The 19890-nt window shown below is 56.2% G+C and carries 16 protein-coding genes and 1 pseudogene; 5 read left to right on the plus strand and 12 right to left on the minus strand.

Going from position 1 to position 19890, the window contains the following annotated elements; genetic code table 11:
• Together ACZAHD_RS14980 and bcsR are read right to left on the minus strand one after the other, a co-directional pair.
• On the minus strand, window positions 1-425 hold a 425-nt coding region (locus ACZAHD_RS14980; protein WP_462457478.1), incomplete at its 3' end, for a cellulose synthase operon protein YhjQ/BcsQ.
• A gap of 11 nt (window positions 426-436) precedes the next feature.
• Window positions 437-625: a cellulose biosynthesis protein BcsR gene (gene bcsR, locus ACZAHD_RS14985; protein ID WP_462457491.1), complete on the minus strand. Its 189-nt coding sequence runs from the start codon at window positions 623-625 to the stop codon at window positions 437-439.
• A gap of 168 nt (window positions 626-793) precedes the next feature.
• Here bcsR and bcsE point away from each other — a divergent pair, with 168 nt between their 5' ends.
• From bcsE to map, 5 genes are all read left to right on the plus strand, one after another.
• The gene (gene bcsE, locus ACZAHD_RS14990; RefSeq protein ID WP_462457479.1) at window positions 794-2350 is read left to right on the plus strand and encodes a cellulose biosynthesis protein BcsE; all 1557 of its coding nucleotides are present in this window, start codon (window positions 794-796) and stop codon (window positions 2348-2350) included.
• A complete protein-coding gene (gene bcsF, locus ACZAHD_RS14995; RefSeq protein ID WP_462457480.1) occupies window positions 2347-2544 on the plus strand; it encodes a cellulose biosynthesis protein BcsF in 198 nt (65 codons plus the stop codon). The genes bcsE and bcsF overlap by 4 nt, the downstream gene beginning before the upstream one ends.
• On the plus strand, window positions 2541-4211 hold the full coding sequence (gene bcsG / locus ACZAHD_RS15000) for a cellulose biosynthesis protein BcsG (RefSeq protein ID WP_462457481.1): 1671 nt from the start codon (window positions 2541-2543) through the stop codon (window positions 4209-4211). The genes bcsF and bcsG overlap by 4 nt, the downstream gene beginning before the upstream one ends.
• A 218-nt stretch (window positions 4212-4429) precedes the next feature.
• Window positions 4430-4648, plus strand: a complete 219-nt coding sequence (locus tag ACZAHD_RS15005) for a ParD-like family protein (RefSeq protein ID WP_004868736.1) — start codon at window positions 4430-4432, stop codon at window positions 4646-4648.
• On the plus strand, window positions 4629-5408 hold the full coding sequence (gene map / locus ACZAHD_RS15010; protein ID WP_462457482.1) for a type I methionyl aminopeptidase: 780 nt from the start codon (window positions 4629-4631) through the stop codon (window positions 5406-5408). Before ACZAHD_RS15005 ends, map begins: the two co-directional genes overlap by 20 nt.
• A gap of 64 nt (window positions 5409-5472) precedes the next feature.
• Here the strand turns inward: map and ACZAHD_RS15015 are convergent, their stop codons facing one another.
• The 10 genes and pseudogenes from ACZAHD_RS15015 to ACZAHD_RS15060 form a co-directional block, all read right to left on the minus strand.
• The gene (locus tag ACZAHD_RS15015; RefSeq protein ID WP_462457483.1) at window positions 5473-6465 is read right to left on the minus strand and encodes a glycosyl hydrolase family 8; all 993 of its coding nucleotides are present in this window, start codon (window positions 6463-6465) and stop codon (window positions 5473-5475) included.
• Window positions 6466-6476: 11 nt separating this feature from the next.
• The gene (gene bcsD / locus ACZAHD_RS15020; protein WP_462457492.1) at window positions 6477-6953 is read right to left on the minus strand and encodes a cellulose biosynthesis protein BcsD; all 477 of its coding nucleotides are present in this window, start codon (window positions 6951-6953) and stop codon (window positions 6477-6479) included.
• On the minus strand, window positions 6953-11005 hold the full coding sequence (locus tag ACZAHD_RS15025) for a cellulose biosynthesis protein BcsC (protein WP_462457484.1): 4053 nt from the start codon (window positions 11003-11005) through the stop codon (window positions 6953-6955). The genes bcsD and ACZAHD_RS15025 overlap by 1 nt, the downstream gene beginning before the upstream one ends.
• The gene (gene bcsB, locus ACZAHD_RS15030; RefSeq protein WP_462457485.1) at window positions 11002-13485 is read right to left on the minus strand and encodes a cellulose biosynthesis cyclic di-GMP-binding regulatory protein BcsB; all 2484 of its coding nucleotides are present in this window, start codon (window positions 13483-13485) and stop codon (window positions 11002-11004) included. Before bcsB ends, ACZAHD_RS15025 begins: the two co-directional genes overlap by 4 nt.
• Window positions 13482-15593, minus strand: coding sequence for a UDP-forming cellulose synthase catalytic subunit (gene bcsA / locus ACZAHD_RS15035; RefSeq protein WP_462457486.1), 2112 nt, complete (start codon window positions 15591-15593; stop codon window positions 13482-13484). The genes bcsB and bcsA overlap by 4 nt, the downstream gene beginning before the upstream one ends.
• Window positions 15594-15612: 19 nt before the next feature.
• Window positions 15613-16405 (minus strand): annotated as a pseudogene (locus ACZAHD_RS15040) (cellulose synthase operon protein YhjQ/BcsQ).
• Between the two features lies 1 nt (window position 16406).
• Complete coding sequence (bcsO, locus tag ACZAHD_RS15045) at window positions 16407-17033, minus strand: cellulose biosynthesis protein BcsO (protein WP_462457487.1); 627 nt, start codon at window positions 17031-17033, stop codon at window positions 16407-16409.
• Window positions 17034-17523: 490 nt separating this feature from the next.
• Window positions 17524-18537 carry a dipeptide ABC transporter ATP-binding subunit DppF gene (dppF, locus tag ACZAHD_RS15050; protein ID WP_462457488.1) on the minus strand — a complete coding sequence of 338 codons (1014 nt, stop codon included), beginning with the start codon at window positions 18535-18537 and terminating at the stop codon, window positions 17524-17526.
• A complete protein-coding gene (dppD, locus tag ACZAHD_RS15055) occupies window positions 18534-19517 on the minus strand; it encodes a dipeptide ABC transporter ATP-binding protein (protein ID WP_462457489.1) in 984 nt (327 codons plus the stop codon). The genes dppF and dppD overlap by 4 nt, the downstream gene beginning before the upstream one ends.
• Window positions 19518-19527: 10 nt before the next feature.
• Window positions 19528-19890: ABC transporter permease subunit (locus tag ACZAHD_RS15060; protein WP_462457490.1), on the minus strand; the 363-nt coding region annotated here is incomplete at its 5' end.

The following is a 19890-nucleotide window of genomic DNA, read 5'->3' on the forward strand; positions in this document are numbered from 1 at the left end:
CGATCGCAGGCGCTAAGCAGCGAACGAGTCAGCGGGGAATACCCTTCCGGTAAATCCAGCAGCAGCCAGCGATGATCGCCCTGCTGCTCCAGTTTCTCGACCATGCCGACAAAGGACTCCAGCGTCGGATAGAGCTTATCAACGTTCTCTCTTTCGCCGGGCGAGAGCAGACCAAAAGGCAAAATATCGATATGCGAGGTATAACGAATCCCGGCGTCGCGCCAGTCGCCTCCATCAATCAACGAGCGTGCCCAACCGTCGCGATGCGTCGCATCAACGTTGAAAAAATAGCGCAGCATATTATCCGGGCTGGCGTCGATCGCCAGCACCGTTTCCCCGAGGAGCTGTAACGCCCAGGCGAGCGCAGCGGTAATCGACGTGGTGCCCACGCCACCGCGGATACCCTGTAATCCAAGAATAGCCATCGACGGCGTCCTTACTTTTTATCTACGAGTTCCGCCAATAATGGCCAGCGTTTCAGCGCAGCGGCTAACTGCTCGCGCCGGGAAATGTCGTGGTAATCAATTTCGGGCAGGGAAAATGCCCGGCTTAAAGCCAGGAAATCATTTTGAAAGGTATAACCCAGCGTTGCATCTGAGGGTATTGGAGGCTCTTTTCCCGGCATTTTGCTGTCCATTAAAAAAACAATAAATAAAACCCGACGTGTAATAGGTTCAATCTCAAGTAACCTATATATGCTAAAACTGATACCCTTTAAATTCAATGTTAGGTTTACTCTGACACTTTCGCTAGTAAACTGATCCAGTATGAATCAGGGCTGACGAGGAACGAAGTGAATATCGTTTATACTTTAGGTATTTCATCATTATGGGACGAGGTCTGTCATATGCCCGTCGGGGGCGTATGGTGGCTTAACGTCGATCGCTATCCTGACGCGGTAAGCCTGCTCAATCAAACCCTGGCGGCGCAGGATAAAGAGTGTAAAGTCGCCGCCATAGTCATGGGTGAAAAACCAAAAAAAGTCATATCATTAAAAAAAGATCGTGGCCCGGAAAAAGTGGCGTTATTCAGCATGCCTGACCTGACGGCCGGGCTGGAAGAAATGCATCGTGATTTACTCTGCTGCGTCGATCCGGCCAATTACTTTTTTATTTTGCTGTGTGCCGAAAATGCATGGAAAAACATAAAAAGTGAGAAAATAAGCGCGTGGGTAGAAAAATCGCACCAATGGGCTAAATATCATAACTGTTCGTTATTAATACTTAATTCAGATAATGATATAGACAAGCAGCTGTCACCATTATTGCACGAGTACCGCGCGCTTTCGGGGCTGGCGAGCATTCGTTATCAGGGCGATAGTTTTCTGTTTGATATTGCCTGGTGGGGCAGTGAAAAAGGCATAAGCGCACAACAGCAACTGACGGTAATCCAGGATGACGAGGGCTGGCGACTGGCTGAAGAAGAAGAGACCACAGTGCAGCCACGCAGCGATGAGAAGGTCGTCCTGAGTAACCTGCGAGTACTGGAAGGCGCGCCTGCCCTGTCCGAATACTGGACGCTGTTTGATACCAATGACGGCGTGTTTAATGCCGCCCGCACCGCGCAGGCGGCAACGCTGTTATTTTCCGTGACGCAGAACGCACAGATTGAGCAACTGGGTCGCTATATTCACACACTGCGCCGACAGCGCGGCAGCGCGTTGAAAATTGTTGTGCGCGAACAGCTACCTAGCCTGCGGACTACCGATGAGCGACTGCTTCTCAGCAGCGGCGCGAATATGGTTATCCCCTTCAGCGCACCGCTTTCCCGCTGTCTGACGTTGGTGGAAAGCGTACAAAAACAGAAGTTCACCCGCCATATTCCGGAAGACTTCGCCACCCTGCTGACCTGGAGCCAGCCGCTCAAACTACGCGGCTACCAAAAGTGGGAAGATTTCTGCGCCGCGGTACATAACATTATGGACAACACCATGCTGCCTGCGGACAGCAAGGGCGTGATGGTGGCGCTGCGCCCGGCGCCGGGGCTTCGCGTCGAGCAAGCGCTGACGCTGTGCCGGCCGAACCGTAAGGGCGATATCATGACGATCGGTAACAACCGGTTAGTGCTGTTTCTGTCGTTTTGTCGCGTAAACGACCTGGATACCGCGTTAAACCATATTTTCCCGTTGCCCACCGGCGATATTTTCTCTAACCGCATGATCTGGTTTGAAGATAAACAAATCACCGCGGAAATTGTGCTGATGCGGAGTATTTCGCCGGCGCAGTGGAACACGCCGCTGCCTATCACGATGGAGAAAAATAACCCTATTAATGCGGCCCATGACGGGCGCAGCTGGCGACGTATTCCGCAGCCGCATCGTTTGTCTACCGACAGGGAGAAAAAGTCATGATGTCCATCAGTGATATTCTCCAGCTGATCGTACTCTGTGCCCTGCTGTTTTTTCCGCTGGGATACCTGACGCGCCATTACCAGCGCCGAATTCGCACCACCCTACGCTTAATGTTCTTTAAACCTCGTTATGTCAAACCGGCTGGCGTAATACACCGGGAAGCAACAACTCAGCAAGGCAAACTGAATAAATGACGAATCCAAAAACTAATGCGACGCCGCTGCCGCTTTGGCAATACTGGCGTGGCCTGGCCGGTTGGAATTTTTACTTCCTGGTGAAGTTTGCGCTGCTTTGGGCGGGATATCTTAATTTTCATCCCATGCTCAACCTGGTCTTTCTCGCCTTTTTACTGGTCCCTCTGCCGAAATATAAACTTCACCGACTGCGACACTGGATTGCTATTCCGATCGGCATCGGATTGTTCTGGCATGATACCTGGCTGCCGGGGCCGGAAAGTATTTTCAGCCAGGGCTCGCAGCTTGCTGGCTTCAGCGCCAGTTATATCTGGGACCTGATAACCCGCTTTATTAACTGGAACATGGTCGGCGCCTTCTTCCTGCTGCTGGTACTGTGGATGTTCATCAGCCAGTGGCTGCGCGTCACGGTTGTGGTCTCCGCCATTATGGTGTGGCTGGCGGTCAGCCCACTGCTTCCGGCCTTTACGCTATGGCCTGCGGGACAGCCGACGGCAGCGGCAACCATCACGAAGACGACAACCGCGACGGTGGCCCCGGCGGGGACCTCTGCCGCCAGCGGCGATATTCCACCACAAACCGAACCACCCACCTCGGCGAATTTGACCAACTGGCTGAACGCGTTCTATGCCTCAGAACAGAAACGCAAAACGCCGTTCCCGGATCGGCTCCCGGCCGACGCCCAGCCGTTTGACCTGCTGATTATCAACATTTGCTCGCTGTCGTGGTCCGATATTGAAGCCGCAGGGCTGATGGATCATCCGCTGTGGAAGCATTTTGATATTGTGTTCAAAAACTTTAACTCGGCGACCTCCTACAGCGGCCCGGCGGCGGTACGACTGCTGCGCGCAAGCTGCGGCCAGCTGTCGCATTCGAACCTCTATCAACCATCGGGCAACGACTGCTACCTGTTCGAAAACCTGGCAAAACTCGGCTTTGCCCAACAGCTGATGCTCGGCCACAACGGCCAGTTCGGCGACTTCCTGAAAGAGCTGCGCAGCTTAGGCGGGATGCAAAGTCCGCTGATGGATCAAACGGGGCTGCCGGTCAGCCTGCAGGCTTTTGATGGCTCGCCGGTCTATGACGACTTAGCGACCCTCAACCGCTGGCTGGAAACCGAAAATAAACAGGGTAACGCCCGCACCGCTACCTTCTACAACATCCTGCCGCTGCACGACGGCAACCACTTCCCGGGCCAGAGCAAAACGGCGGATTACAAAGTTCGCGCGCAGAAACTCTTTGACGAGCTGGACAGCTTCTTTACCGGACTGGAAAAATCGGGCCGTAAAGTGATGGTTGTGGTCGTACCAGAACACGGCGGTGCGCTGAAGGGCGACAAAATGCAGGTTTCGGGCCTGCGCGATATCCCGAGCCCGTCCATTACCCACGTGCCGACAGCGGTGAAATTCTTCGGGATGAAGGCACCGCATCAGGGCGCCCCGCTGATTATCGACCAGCCGACCAGTTATCTGGCGGTGTCGGAGCTGGTGGTTCGCGCGCTGGACGGCAAGATGTTCACCGAAGATAACGTGGACTGGCAGCAGTACACCGCCAATCTGCCGCAAAGCGCCGCAGTATCGGAAAACGCCAACGCCATCGTTCTGCAGTACCAGGGAAAACCTTACGTTCAGTTGAACGGCGGAAGCTGGGTACCGTACCCGCAGTAACCCGACTAACGGCCGCAGGGCATTCCCTGCGGCCGTGATTCGCCAATGGGTCAACCGCCCCTCGCCTCTTCGTTAATCTCCTGGCGCAATGTCTGACCGCCGTGCAGGGTGTGTTATCTCTTATGGCGCGCTCCGGCGACCGTTGCCGGTTAAAAGCGCAGTGACAGCGTCAGTGCCGGGATATACGATATATATATGAATCATTACGGAACATATATATGGGAATTGTAAAAATCTCCGACCTGCTACATGACGACATTCGCGACGCCAGCAAGGCCATGTCACGCTCAGTGAATGCTCAGGCGGAATACTGGATTCGGCTGGGGATGATGAGCGAACTCTATCCGGAGCTTAACCATCAGCAAATCAAGATGATGATGCTTAAATCGGGATCCGATCGTTTACTGGAGGTGATCAATGCCATCAATTCCCATTAAAACGGCGGACGAGTTAGCCCGACAGCGCCGGGCCGGCGCACTACTGGCCTCGGTGTTTGACATGCTGGATAAGCATATTCAGCCCGGCATAACCACCATGGAGATCAACAACCTGGCGGAAGCGTATATCGTCAATCAGCTCCATTCCCGACCGGCAAGCAAAGGGCAATACGATTATCCTTTCGTCTTAAATACGTCGGTGAATGACGTGGTGTGCCACGGTATGCCAAAAGAAACGGAGCATCTGAAGTCAGGCGCCATCGTCAACGTCGACATTACGCTGGAAAAAGATGGCCTGATTGCGGACTCCAGCAAAATGTACCTGATCGGCGACGTTTCGCCGCTGGCCCGTCGACTGGTGAAGAAAACGTACGAAGCGATGTGGAAAGGCATCAAAGCCGTCAGGCCCGGCGCCACACTGGGCGATATCGGCCATGCGATTCAGAGCCATGTCGAAAGCAACGGCTACAGCGTCGTACGGGAGTATTGCGGTCACGGTATCGGGCAGGAGATGCATGAAGAACCCCAGGTGCTGCACTACGGCAAACCTGGCGAAGGCGCCGTGCTGCGAGAAGGCATGGTTTTTACCATCGAACCGATGGTCAATCAGGGTGATAGCCGGACAAAAATCAAGAAGGATGGCTGGACCGTGGTGACCCGCGATAAAAAACTCTCGGCGCAGTGGGAACATACCGTGGCCGTCACCGCAGGCGGCGTCGAAGTCCTCACGCTCCGCGAAGACGAAATTATCCCACTCTGAGCCGTTGTGCGACTGTCGATAACGCCTTCAGCAAGCCATAGAGCGCCTACCGAAGGCGATAAAATTACCGATCGCGCCCTGCCAGCCAGACCAGCAGTTTCAGGCTGGCGGAATAGTAATCATCCTGAGCGGTAATTTGCGGATCCTCCGGCGTCTCGCCCATGGTCAGATCGCGAACCGCCAGCAGGCCGCCGGTCATGAACCACGGGGCGGCATTATTGGTGCTGACGTTAATCCACGCGGGGGTTTGCAACCGCGGATAGCTCTGGAACCAGTTTTTCCACGGCGTCAGCAGGGGACTCTGCGGATTGGCCCAGGTGAGATACAGCGGGATACGAATCGCGTCATAACTCATCCGCGGCGGCCACTCTTTCGCCGGCTCCATCTTACCGTCTGCTTTCAGCGCGACCCAGTCGGTAGGGAGCTGTGCTTTACCCCATGCCATTTTGCCCAGCAGCGCCTGACCATCGCTTTGCAACTTACGCCAGGCGATCAGATGCGTACGCGCGGCAAACGCCTGCCATGCCGGGAAGATAAAGTAAGAGGGGTTAAGATTAAGATGGTCGTTGCGATTAAAACCTTTGGCGCCAGGCATCATGACCTGATAACCGGCAAAGGTCACCACCGTATTTTTCAGCAGCGATGCGGTGATGGCGTCAGACGCATTACCGTAGGATTTGTCCCCCCACTGCTGCTGCGCGCGCAGCAGCGCCCATGCAATCAGGGTATCGCCGTCGGTCGCATCGTTCTTGTCGGCAATAGGGTCCGGTGCCACAGGGTTATAGCGCCAGTAAAAAAGTCCGTTGTCTTTATTGCGTAGCGTTTTATCGGTCCATTGCCACAGCTTGTCGAAGGCTGGCCGATCGTTTTTCGCGACGGCCAGTAGCATCGCGAACCCCTGGCCTTCGGTATGCGAAACGTTGCCGTTCCCCGTATCCACAATTCGCCCGTCAGCCATCATAAAACGCGATTTATAGCTTTCCCACGCAGTGTCTGCCCACGCACGGGGCAGCAGCACCATCGTCACCATCACTGCGATTACAGCACGCAAAGACATATTTTCACCCGTTATGGATGGAAGTAGAGGAACTGAACATCAGAAACCGAGAACAGCCGCTCACGCTGTAACACCACATGTGCACCGCCCCCTTGTCCCTGTAGCCAGCGAGAATAAAGCCCCTCGAGTATGGCACAAAATGCGTTGCACCAGCGCACACGATGCGCATCATCACGACTCACTGGCAGCGCGCGATGACGTAAGCGCAGGCCATCATCGCCCACATCCACACTGACGATGCCCCATTGAAAGCGGCTAAGCAGCTGGTTAATGTTGGCCTCCAGCTGACCGACCGTTTCTGACTCCGGCAACGGGTAGTTATCGGCCAGGGCTTCCCCCATCTGATGCAAAAATGGCTGGCTCTCCAGCTCGCCGGCGTTGTCCAGCATCCCGTCAATCATAATGAGCAGCAGATCAAACCATCCCGCGGGGGTTTGCTGCTGTTGAAACCAGGCCACGACTTCCGCGTTATTTTTGTCCGTCATGATCAGTTATCTCCCAACATATAGCGGATATAGAGACCGGCGGTACTCTCGTTGTAATCACCGAAGGTGTCGTAGCCAATCTGGCCGCCCAGCGTCATCTGCTTGTTCACCTTGTAATCCGCCCCGGCGCGTAGCGTGTAGCCAACGCCGCTCTTCGAGGTCGCCGAATAGTACGCCTCTTTGGCAAAACCATTGGCAACCGCAGTCTCCAGGGTCTGCTGCCATTCGGAATTGGTCGGGAAGTAGGCGCTCTTATCCTGACTATAGGACTGATAACCCACCGAGCCGCCAAGCTTCATCGTCCAGTTGTCATACTTCTCCGTCAGGTTAACCGGCAGCGAGACGCTCACGTAGTTTTGCGGACTGAAGTAGCCCCCCTGACCATAGGTGAAGTAACTCAGGTTTTTCGAGTAATCCATGTAGCTCATACTCAAACCGGCCTGCAGCTGACGATATTCATCATGATAAGGTCGCAAATAGACCCCGGCATTGGCGTTGATACTGGTGTTGCTGGCGACATCGCTGCCAATGTAGCTGTAGCCGCCGCCACCGACGTAGAAACCGGCGTCGCCATCGTCGTAGCTGAGCTGCAGAGTTCCGCCATTCTTCGTCACCTGCCCCCAGGTTTTCCCGGAGTAGGCATCTTTCAGTCCCACGTAAGAGAGCAGGCTGTCGGTCAGCGAACGGCGCTCACCGGTGAAGATCAAGGACAGGTAATTGGTAAGTTTCGGCGACCACTTCACGCCCCCGACCATGGTGTTGAGATCCTGGCCCAACGGCGTGCTGCCGATGTCCACGCGGTAATCATCGCCGCTCAACGCCAGGGCTAACTCGACGCCATTTGCCTTCTGCGAATCCGTCGAACCGCTGGTCTGATCGACATTCGGTTTCAGGTTGGATGACGCCAGATAGCCAGCAACCTGCCCGGAGTCATAGGTGCCAAGTTTCGCCAGATTCTCCATCCCGCTGCTGGTGGTGGCGTTAAAGTCTGACGCATTCAACCTCCCCAGCAAACTCAAGGCCTGGGCCCCCGGATTGTTGGCAAAGTACGCCGTCTGTTCCGCCGCGGTCATCCCCGCAATCGCCGCCTGTTCGCTGGTGGCAGTGGAAACCATGTTGGAGACCGCATTGGAGAGCGGGTTCGCGCCGTAGCGCCGCCAGGCGTCGCCGCTGGCGGTGCCGGCATTCAGCGAAATCGGCGTCACGGTAAAGTCAAAACGTGAGTCGCCAAACGGCGATGACGACCAGGTCAGCGGCGTTTTCATCTCGGTCAGCTTACTGGTCCCGGATTCGCCGTCGCGTCCGCGCACCTCCATTCCGCCCTGGAGCCAGGTGCCGGTTTTATCCTGCAGCGACTCCATCATGGTGTCGACCTGGCGCAGCATACGGGTTTGCGCCGTCTCCACCGGAAGGTCGGGACGCTGAATGCCGGGCAGCGTGGTTCCGCTGCCTGTCGATACCTGGGTTACCTGCCACGGCATATACTGCCCGTAAGCCGACGCCGTTCGCGTTGTGGACGGTGTACGGGAGACCCCTACAAAGGGGTTATCCGCTGCCAGCACGCCACCAACAGTCGGCGTTTGCGCGCTGTTGCTGCTCTGCAGACCCAGCAGTTTGCCGCGCGCGCTGCGCAGATACGTCATAGCCTGCTGATGGTGCCCCTGCGCCTCCGCGACGCGAGCCAGCAGCAACAGGCGATCCGGCGTGTTGTCCTGACGCAATCCGCCGGCCAGTTGCTCTGCCCGGTCGTTATCGCCGGCCGATAGCGCAACATCGATAGCGCCGGAGCGCGCCGCCTGATCCGGCGTATCGCGGGTCATCAGGTAGTCATAGACCACCCCGGCTTCTTTGTTCATTTTACCGCTCTGGTAAAGACGCGCCATCGCGAACATCAGATCGGTATTTTGCGGGTCACTTTGCATCGCGCCCATCAACTTGTCATACGCCGCGGCGTAGTTGCCCTGCTCCCGCAGACGATCGGCTTCGTTGATCACATAACCATTGCGGATGCTCGCCAGCTGCGTTGGCGTACTGCTTGCCTGCAGCTGCGGATTCGACAGCAGAGTCTGCGCTTCATTGGTCAACCCCGCCTGGTTGAGGACCGCCACCTGATCGGCATAGTCGCCAGCGTTCCCAGCGATGCCGCCGCTGATATTGTTGCGCACCAGTGTTACCGCCGTGGCAACATCGCCGCTCTGCGCCAGCAATCGCGCCAGTTTACCCAAGTCAGCCGGTGATTTTGGCGGCGTGGCCGACATCGCTTTCAGGGTATTGGATGCCGCCACCGTGTTGCCCTGGGCGAGATAGTCTTGCGCGGTGGTCAGTTGCAGGTTGTAATTTACCCGCTGACGCAGGTCGCGCATCTGGCTGGTCTGGCTGGCGGCGGGAATCCGCCCCAGCAGCGTCTGCGCCTGCTGCCAACCGCCGTTCTCACTGGCAAACAGGGCTGCGGCATAAAGGGCGTTACTGCTGGCGCCGGGGCGATACGCGGCGGCCATCGTTGACGCGGCCTCGCTGTCATTACCGGATTTTTGCAGTAGCCGGGCTAAGTCGAGGCGCATCCAGGCGTCATCCGGATAGCGGGAGACGCCCTGGCGCAATATCGCAATAGCGCCGCTGACGTTGCCGCCGTTGGCCTGCTCTTGCGCCTGGCGACGTAGCGAATCTCCCGGCATACCGGTCACGATGCGCGGCTGCAGCTTTTGCTGCAAACTCTCCGGCAGCGTGCGTAACATTGCCTGCGCTTCCGCCGTTTTATTTTGCTCACGCAGGACGTAGTAAAGATTCTCTCGTGCCGGACCATTTTGTGGCTGCTCGCTGAGCAGCGAGCGCAGCGTTTGTTCTGCCTGAGGAAGATCTTTGTTATGGCGCAACACATCGGCACGGAACAGTTTGGCCGATGCGCCCCGCGCCCCGCTCTGCTGAACAAGCGGCGCAGAGAGCGCCAGCGCCTGGCTAATATTGCCCTGTTTGTACGCCTGCTGTGCCTGCGCCAGCTGACCGTAGAAAAGCGCATCCGCCGCCTGCTGACGGCGCGCCGCCGAATCATTACCGCCGAGATCCGCCGCCCGGCTTAAATATTGCGATGCGGCCTGGAAGTCACCGTTGCGCTGGGCGATATATCCCATCCCGGCCAACGCGTCCGCATCCTCCGGGTTGGTTTGCAGCACCTGTTCAAACTGCTGTTTCGCCGCCGCGGTATTGCCGCTGTTGAGGTTAACGAACCCCTGACCGCGCGCCCGACCGCTTATCTGTTGGCGATAGTAATTCTGTACTTCGGTATCCTGCGGGTGACGCTGCATCCAGGTATCGTAAAACGCCTGATCGCCCTCCTGCGGCCCCAGCCACAGCAACGCCTGGCGTAGACCGCTGTCGGCATCTTTACTGCCGCTGGCCATCGATTCCAGCATGGAGATCCCTTCCCGCCGGGTATCTTCCCGCCAGGTCAGCGCCTTGCCTAAGGCTACGCGCGTGGCATTTTCCTGCGGATGCTGCGCCACGTACTGACGCAGCTCATTAACCGCCTGCGGATAGAGCGTTTTATCGCTGGCCATGGTCATGTAGTACTCGCCAGCCAGCCCCGGCGGCGGCGTGTTACCGTTAAACATGCTACGCCAGGTTGTCAGCGCCGCGGGAATATTGCCGCTACGCGCCTGCTGTCTGGCCAGACTCAGTTGCCCTTGCGGCACCTGAGCCATTTTTTTGTCATTATCCAGCTCCTGCAGGTTCGGGCTGTCTGGCGCCGCTTTCGCCAGCCGCGCCCGCCACTGGGCCGCCGTCTGAAGGTCGCCGCCTTGCTGGGCCCACAGCGCCATCAGATACATGGCCTGCGTGTTATTGGCGTCAACCAGCAGCACTTTTTGCAGCGACTCCATCGCCAGCTCATCGTGCGATTTTTCATGCCAGTAGTTCGCCTGGGCAAACAGCGCCTGCAATGCGGCATCATTCCCCGCAGCCATGGCATCGCCGAAGGCGCCCAGGGTCAGCGCGCCGGACAGGCAAAACGTTGATAATCTGCGGGTCGCCCTGCTCTTCATTTTAATGGCTCGTTTCATTGGCTATCCCCCGAATTCAGACGCTTGCGTGCATGGCGTTTAAACATGGCGGTCAGTGCCAGGCCGATGATCGTTGTCGCGAGCAGTCCCAGCAGCGCAAGCAAACCAGAGTGCTGGTTGGCATACCAAACGGCCATCATGTACCACGGCATCTGCCCGCTCGGGAATGGCGTGCTCACCTGGAAGCTGCGAACCCCATTGTCGCTGGTGATAACCGCCGTATCGCCGCGAATACCGGCGTTGATTCGCGGGGAATCAAGGTCGCTTTTCAGCTTTGTCAGTTGATCATCGTTGCTGGCCATCGCCACCACCACCGTCCGCTGTGGGTTCCACGGTGAACGGTAGCTAATAAAGCCGCGCCAGGCGCTGCTGGAGGAGAGATAGCGATCGGCATCGAGGCTGGCGGATGTCCAGTCGCCGGCCAGCCAGCGCTGCACTTTTGAACTCAGTCCCGCCTCGCGCACACCCAGCTGATTATCCGTCTGATAATAAGGAGAGTCTTCTAACAAGCGCTGGTTAAACGTTTTCTGATCGAGGGAGCTGACCGCCAGCACATCGCGATCGCTCAGGTACTGAAGACCAGCGCCACCGCTGGGGACGCCTAAAACAACCCGGTTGTTCGCCAGCGCCGTGCCGGTGGCATTACCCGAGCGCGCGGCCAGGTTTAACAGCGTGGCGACCTGCGTTTCCGACGGTTTTTCCGCCAGCAGCAGTGTGGTTTGTGAATAGTCCGCCAGCCGCGAGAACGGGAACGAAGCGCCGACGAAATAGGAGAGATTAGGCAGCAGCGAGAAGTGGCGCGTATTGCTTAAATCAATCCACGAATCATCGGTAATCCGGCTTTTGATATTGTTATTGAGCACCACCGAGCAGGGGGCATTTTGTTTCGGCACCACGTTGAAATAGAGCGACAGCTGGTTATCCCCGTAGATCAGATAGGGCGCCAGCGCAATGGTAAACCGCTCCTGACGGACATCTCCGCCCAGTTGACGCCATAATTTCTCCAGTGGCCCCTGTTTGTTCAGCGGTAGGTTGTGCAGGAAAGTATTGTTGAGCGTCACGCTTAATAACGACTGGTCTTCATTAATCCAGTTTTCCGACGGGAAACGGTAGCCAATCTGCAAGGGAATGGTTTCCCCGTCCCACAGATAGAGATCCGGTGCCGCGCGGAAAGCCACACGCAGCGGTTCGTGCCAGACGCCGTTTACGGTCATACTCTGATCTTTACGCAGCAGCTCGCTGATTTTTACCGGTCGATCGGTAGGGATCCAGCGCGGGGCATCATACGGTTTGCCGATCGGGATCGCCTGCGGATCCACGCTCAGGCTCTCGGTCTGCGGGGCAATATTACCGCGAGTCAGCCGCCAGGCTGCCGCACGCAGTGCCGCATCGTTTTGCCCGACAATCAGCAGCAGTTTGTAGGTGGGGTTACCCGGGTTATTGACAATCTGCAGCAGCGGTTTATCGGTTTGCGGCAGCGTCAGCCCGCCAACCTGGTCACCCGGATGGCCGATAATAATACCGTGGCGCTCCGGTAAACGGTCGCGCAGCGCGTTAAAAGCAATCCCGCGATAATCCGCCTGAATCCCCAGCCACGACGAGATCAGCGCTGCGGCGCTGAAGATATCCGCTCCCGATTTCTCCGGGTAGGCCACCGAGATATTTGCCGGGGTCATCTGCATACTGTCAAAGAATGGACGCGGGAAATGACTCAAATCATTGCTGAGATTCAGCGGCTGGCTTTCCCAGTTAAAACGCGAAGCCGGTAAAATCGTGACGCCCGACGTGTCAGGCGCATTGAGCTGGCACTGCATGTTGTCGCCATCATTCACTTTAAAGCTCAGGTTGTTGCTGGAAACCATCAGCGCCGCCGGAATATCCAGCTGATAGTGAGAAATATCCGCCCCGTCGGTGCCCAGCGGCACCGTACCCAAAGGCTGGCCGTTGAGCATCAATTGCAGCGTGGCGTTGCGGGTAGCCATATCCGGCGAGACCTGAACATCCAGCATCAGTTCTGCATGGGTCACCACCTGGTCTGAAGGCAGCGTAAAAGCTGCGCCGCCCTGCTGTTGACCGCCGCTGAGGATAATGCCATCCGGCATCCCCATCTGAGCCAGATTAAGACTGCCCCCGACCACAGAGGTTAACGGCGCGACATCCGTTACTGTCGAATTGATCGGTGGAGGCATAACGGGGACCGAGGCGGCCGGAGCCGCCGCCGCGGGTTCTGCTGCCGTGGGTGTCGATGCAACCGACGACGTTGACGCGGCAGAGGGCTCTGACGTAACCGGAACATCTGGCGCGGTCGACGGCTCCGCCCCCGTAGTCGACGTAGATTCATTAGCGGGGGCGCCACCCGCGGTCGCGCCCGTTAACGGGAAATTCAGCGGTGCAGAACGATCGGCCAGCGCCTCTTCACCGTGCAGCGCCGGTATAGAAAACATGCCAGCCAGCAGCGCAAGCGTGGTTAATCGTTTCATAATTGGCCATCCTCCTGCGCGGTACTCGCTACAGGTTTTTGCTGGCGACGGCTGCGTCGTGTTTTCCAGGTCAACCAGAACAGTTCAAATACGCAGCGTAAGATGGTGACAAACGAACGGAACGGGTTGTCCTGCGGGCGCGGCGGCTTAATCCATGCATCAGCGCGCGCCAGCACCACCCGCACCAGTTCACGGCGCAGAGAGAGAGGAATGTTTTCATCAAACTTGAGACGAATAAAACTCTCGTCCGCGGTCACCTGTTCGGCCGGAATACAAATCGCGCCGGATTGCAGAATCAGTTCAATCTCTTCGATATCATCCTGCAGATGACGATCGTCCGGGACCGCGATACGGCATCCGCCCATCGACAGGTCTGCGGTCTGGCTGCGCGAAACGATGCCGCTGGCGTAGTGAATCAACACCGGAATATTCACGTCGATACGGATCGTTTTCCGCACCTGGCGGGTTTCCCGCGCAACGGCAATCGCCGCCAGCAGGAAGATCAGGCTGTACAGTCCCCAGCCGACGTTCAGAGCGATAACGTTAGGATCAGAACCGAAATAGTCATGGCCAATGGCCCTGACAATCCCGACAATCACGCCAACCGCAAGCAAACATGCCACCACCAGATGCGGCCTGACGACGGTAAAGTCGAAGTAACCCACATCCAGCAGCCCCCCTTTGTCGGTCACGTTGAATTTACCGCGTTTGGGGAAGATCATCGTCACCAGCGTCGGCAGCACCAGGTGGAATGCCAGCACGATGTCATAGATTTCCCCCCAGAAGCTGTAGCGATAGCGGCCGTTCATCCGCGAGCCGACATAAATCGCAAGGAACAGGTGCGGTAACGCATACGAGACAATCAGGCTCGCGGAGGAGTAAATAATATTCAGGTTAAACAGCAGATAGGCTAACGGGGCGGTCACAAACACCACCCGCGGCAGGGCAAACTGGTAGTACATCATCGCGCTGAGATAACACAGGCGCTGCTGGAAGGTCAGTCCGCGCCCCAGGAGCGGGTTATCAAGGCGGAAAATTTGCGTCATCCCACGCGCCCAGCGAGTACGCTGAATGACGTGCACGACTAAACGTTCAGTGGCTAAACCTGCTGCCAGTGGGATATCGAGAAATGATGATTTCCAGCCCAGGCGCTGAAATTTAAGCGCGGTGTGCGCATCTTCGGTCACGGTTTCCACCGCAAAACCACCGATATCGTCCAGCGCTTTACGGCGAATCACGGCACAGGAACCGCAGAAGAAGGTCGCATTCCAGTTATCGTTGCCCTGCTGAATCGGGCCATAGAACAGCATCCCTTCATTGGGGATATTGCGGCCAACGGAGAGATTGCGTTCAAACGGGTCCGGCGAATAGAAGTAGTGCGGGGTCTGCACCAGCGCCAACATCGGGTCTTTGAGGAAACCGCCGACCGTCGCCTGCAGGAACACACGGGTCGCCACGTGGTCACAGTCGAATACACAGATGAGCTCACCCTGGGTGATGGTCATCGCATGGTTCAGGTTGCCCGCTTTGGCGTGTTTATTATCATTACGGGTGATATAGCCGACGCCAACATCGGCGGCAAACACCGCGAACTCGCTACGTTTACCATCGTCCAGCAGATAAATTTTCATTTTATCCGCCGGGTAATCGATACACTGTGCCGCCAATACGGTATCGCGCACCACGTCCAGCGGTTCGTTATAACTGGGAATATAAATATCGACCGTCGGCCACGTGCTCATATCATCCGGCAGTGGGACGATTTCTCTCTTCAGCGGCCAGACCGTTTGCAGGTAGTTCAGCAGCAGCATCACCCAGATATAAACTTCCGCCAGAAACAGCCCCATCCCCAGCACCGCCTCAATAGTGGAGTTAAAATGCAGGGTCTGCGTCAGGCGAAAATACATATAACGGGTAGACATCAGCAGCGAAGTCACGACCATAATGACCGAAATACTGCGCTTTTTGCTAAATCCCATTAAAAACAGAATACCGATGCTTAGCAGGCCAAAAAGATACTGCTTTTGGCTGTCCATCGGCGTAATAATGATCAGAACGGCAACAGGCGATAGCACCAGTACCAGCAACCAGAAAAGAGACTTTTTCATTCCGCAGCCCTGCAATAAGTTAAAGTCCTGACATACGAGGCTGGCTGTGCACCGTGCCGTCGCCAATTTTAATACCTAACAGCGCAGAGATTTTTTTTGCCATGATTTCAATATCAAAGGCGGCCGCAGAGGAAGAACTAAAGTCGAGAATCGACTTCTGGGAAGCGTTCGCTTCAACGACGCTCTCATCACGATGGATAATCCCCAACAGACGATCGCCCAGTTTATCCTCCATCAGAGCGGTGACGTCACGGCTGACCTGACGGCGATTATCACTTTGATTAAGAACGAAAAAATGCCCAAGCTTGTGGTTGAGCTTACCGCCGGTTAAACGCTGCTTTTCCACCTGCGACAGCGTCGACATCGAGGCGGTATCCGCCAGCAGAGGGACCAGGTGCAGATCGGCCAGCGACGTTAATGCCTTCAGCGCCGGTGAAGGGCCTGGAGGCAGGTCGGCGATGATAATCAACCCGGGGTAATTCAATAAGGCCGCCAGCCCACGGGTGAGAAAATGAGCGTCGCTGGCCAGGTGCTCGTCAAAAGCCTGACGCTGCGCGTCGCTGACGTCGCCATAGGGCAGGACAAAGATATTGCTGCCCGCGCTCAGTACGCACTGGCTCCAGTCATGAAGCTCCAGCGCTTTCGCGACATAGCCGCGCTCATCGCTCAGAGGGACACCAAAATGCAGGCGTAGCGCATTTTGCACGTCAAAATCGATCGCCAGAACTTTGCTGCCGGCGCGAGCTAACGAATAAGCCAAATTTGCCGCGAGGGTCGTTTTTCCTACGCCGCCTTTGGGAGAACACACGCAGATCAACGGCATGTCGCAATCCTTTCTAAAAGTGATTTTAGCGGCTGATCTTTACTTTTCGCCACCGGTTCAACGGCTTTTGCCGCAAATAAATGAGCATAGCCTTCAGCCGCCTGCGCAGACGGGACGACCGGACGAACAGCTACCGGTGGTGCTGGCACGACGGCTGGGGCGGGTGTAACGACTGGAGCGGGTGCAACGACTGGAGCGGGTGCAACGACTGGAGCGGACTCAACGACTGGAACGGGCGCAACGAACACGGCCATTGTCGGCGCAGGTTCTGTCGCCAACGTATTTTCTACAACCGGAAGGGGATCATGCGGAGCTGAGACGGACACAGGGGATGGTATTACCGGAGCCGGGGCTGCAGGCGCCGATGGTAACGGCGAGTGCGTGGGTTCAGCCTCAACCCAATGAAACATATCCGTAGGAACCGGCTGTGGTATCGGTAACGATACCGACCCTCCCATGGCCAGCGAGGATTCTTTGCTTTCCCCAGGCGAGAGCTGATTGAGAATCACCCAATCTCCCTGTTCCCTGGCAGCTGCGTGTGATGAAAGATCCTTAAAATCGAGACTTTGCGTACGAGTCTTTTCCTTAAAGCGCTGCAAATCATCATAATGGTTCATGGATAACCTCATGATTCTAAAAAATATTTTAGCTGTTTTTATTTTAATACTACGCCTTTAGAGCATAGTTTATTTTATTCTTTTTCATCAACTTAAGTTGGTCAGAATGACCAACAATACGAGCACGTTGTAGGGGAGTTGTGGTCAAGGTAGCGTAAATCACTGATAGTTTTGTAGTTACCCTATCATTTCTTATAAGAAATGATAGCTCCATTTTTTAGGAGGTCTTGTGCTCAGCAAACTTGAGCTCACGGCGTCATTGAAATAACCAGATTTTTATCTCATTAATCTTGAGGTAATGAGCAGAAGAAATAACTATGACGCTGGATGGGATATATTTTAGTCTTTTTATATCGTTGTAGAAATAGGTCAAATAAATTATTTAAGTTAAAAAACATCAGCCCAGTACTTTCTTAAGTCTTAATCTCCTCTGAGCATAATAAGCGGCTGCTGTCGAAAGTGTTGGCTCCTCCGACAGCAGCGGGGAACATCAGGTAAGCTGTTTTTGCGGGTTTTCATCCTGGTCAACAGCAAAGCAGGCCACCAGTTGCCCACCATAGCTTTTCAGCTGCGGCTGCAGTTGCGTGCACGGGCCGAAACGACGGCGGCAGCGGGCATTAAAGGCGCAGCCCGGCGGTGGACTCAACGGACTGGGCAGCTCGCCGGTCAACTTAATACGTTCGCGGCGATCGTCCGGATTCAGACGAGGTGTGGCCGACAGCAGAGCCTGGGTATACGGATGCTGTGGATTGTTGAAGATCTGATCCTTGGACCCTTTCTCCACGCAGCGACCGAGATACATCACCATCACTTCATCCGCAATGTGTTCCACGACCGACAGGTCGTGGGAGATGAACACATACGACAGTCCCATATCCTGTTGCAGATCCATCATCAGGTTCAGCACCTGAGCACGAACCGACACGTCCAGCGCCGAGACGGGCTCATCGGCAATCACCACATCCGGGTCAAGCATCAGACCACGGGCAATCGCGATGCGCTGGCGCTGACCACCGGAAAACATATGCGGATAGCGATCGTAATGCTCCGTTTTCAGCCCGACCTTCGCCATCATCGCCAGTGCTTTTTCACGGCGCTGTTCTTTGCTCAGTGATGTATTGATCTGCAGTGGTTCTTCCAGAATCTGTCCCACTTTCTTCCGCGGATTCAGCGAGCCGTAGGGGTTCTGAAACACAATCTGGATTTTCTGCCGCCGCAGCTTTTGCGCCGTGGCGTCTGGCTTTAACAAGTCCTGACCCTGATAGTAAAGTTCGCCACCGGTCGGGATCTCTATCATCGTCAGCAGACGGCCCAGCGTCGATTTTCCACAGCCGGACTCGCCGACCACCGCCAGCGTTTTTCCGCGTTCAAGGTTAAACGAGACGCCATCCAACGCCTTAACCAGCCTTTCCGGAGCAAACAGCCCCTTCTTCACCGGGTAATATTTTTTCAGATCAATGGCCTGCAACAAGAACTGTTGCGTGGTGGCCTCATGGGTACTCATAGTGTAGGCCTCCCGGCATCATCCAGTGGGTAGTGGCATTTCGACTGACGGGCGCCATCAACGCGATTCAGCTCCGGCTCCTCGCTGCGGCACTTATCCGTGGCATAGGGGCAGCGCGGGTTTAACAGGCAGCCGTTGGGGCGGTCATATTTCCCGGGAACGACACCCGGCAGCGACGCCAGCCGCGCTTTGTCCTGGGCAAACTCCGGCAGCGCGCGCAGCAGCGCCTGAGTATACGGATGGCGCGGCGCGCGGAAGATATCCTTAGCATCGCCCGTCTCCACCACCTGACCGGCATACATCACAATAATTTTGTGTGCCGCCTCGGCCACCAGCGCAAGATCGTGGGTGATCAGGACCAGCGCCATGTTCTCTTTTTGCTGCAGTTCCAGCAGCAGCTCAATGATTTGCGCCTGGATGGTCACATCCAGCGCGGTGGTCGGTTCATCCGCAATCAGCAGCTTTGGTCGGCAGGCAATCGCCATGGCGATCATCACGCGCTGGCTCATCCCACCGGAAAGCTGGTGCGGATAGACATCAAGACGCGATGACGGGTCAGGAATGCCCACCAGCGTCAGCAGATCGATCGCGCGCTGAATACGGGTTTTCTTATTGCCGCCCTGATGCACCTTAATGGCTTCCATAATCTGGTAGCCGACGGTGTAGCAGGGATTGAGGCTGGTCATCGGGTCCTGGAAGATCATCGCCACTTCCGCCCCCACCAGTTGGCGGCGCTCTTTTTCGGAAATACGCTTCAGATCGCGGCCATTAAATTCCAGCTTATCCGCCATCACCCGGCCGGGGTAGTCAATCAGCCCCATAATCGCCAGTGAGCTGACCGATTTACCGGAGCCGGACTCGCCGACAATGCCAACCACTTCCCCCTGGTTAACGCTGTAGCTCACGCGATCTACTGCGCGAAACGGTGTCCCTTCGTCGCCGAAGTGCACCGATAATTTATCAACATTCAATAACGCCATCTCGAACCTCTTACTGCTTCAGTTTGGGATCGAGCGCGTCACGCAGACCGTCACCCATCAGGTTAAATGCCAGCACCGTCAGCAGAATCGCGACACCCGGGAAGGTGACGACCCACCAGGCGCTCTGCGCGAACTGCAGCACATCGGAGAGCATTGTGCCCCACTCCGGTGTCGGCGGCTGCGCCCCCATGCCAAGGAAGCCAAGAGCGGCCATATCGAGAATGGCGTTAGAGAAGCCCAGCGACGCCTGAACAATCAGCGGAGCAAGGCAGTTAGGAAGAATGTTGATGAACATCTGACGCATCGCCCCCGCGCCTGCCACCCGTGAAGCGGTGACATAGTCGCGGTTCACTTCCACCAGCACCGCGGCGCG

The organism is Raoultella sp. (genome assembly GCF_039594335.1).
GTDB lineage: Bacteria > Pseudomonadota > Gammaproteobacteria > Enterobacterales > Enterobacteriaceae > Klebsiella.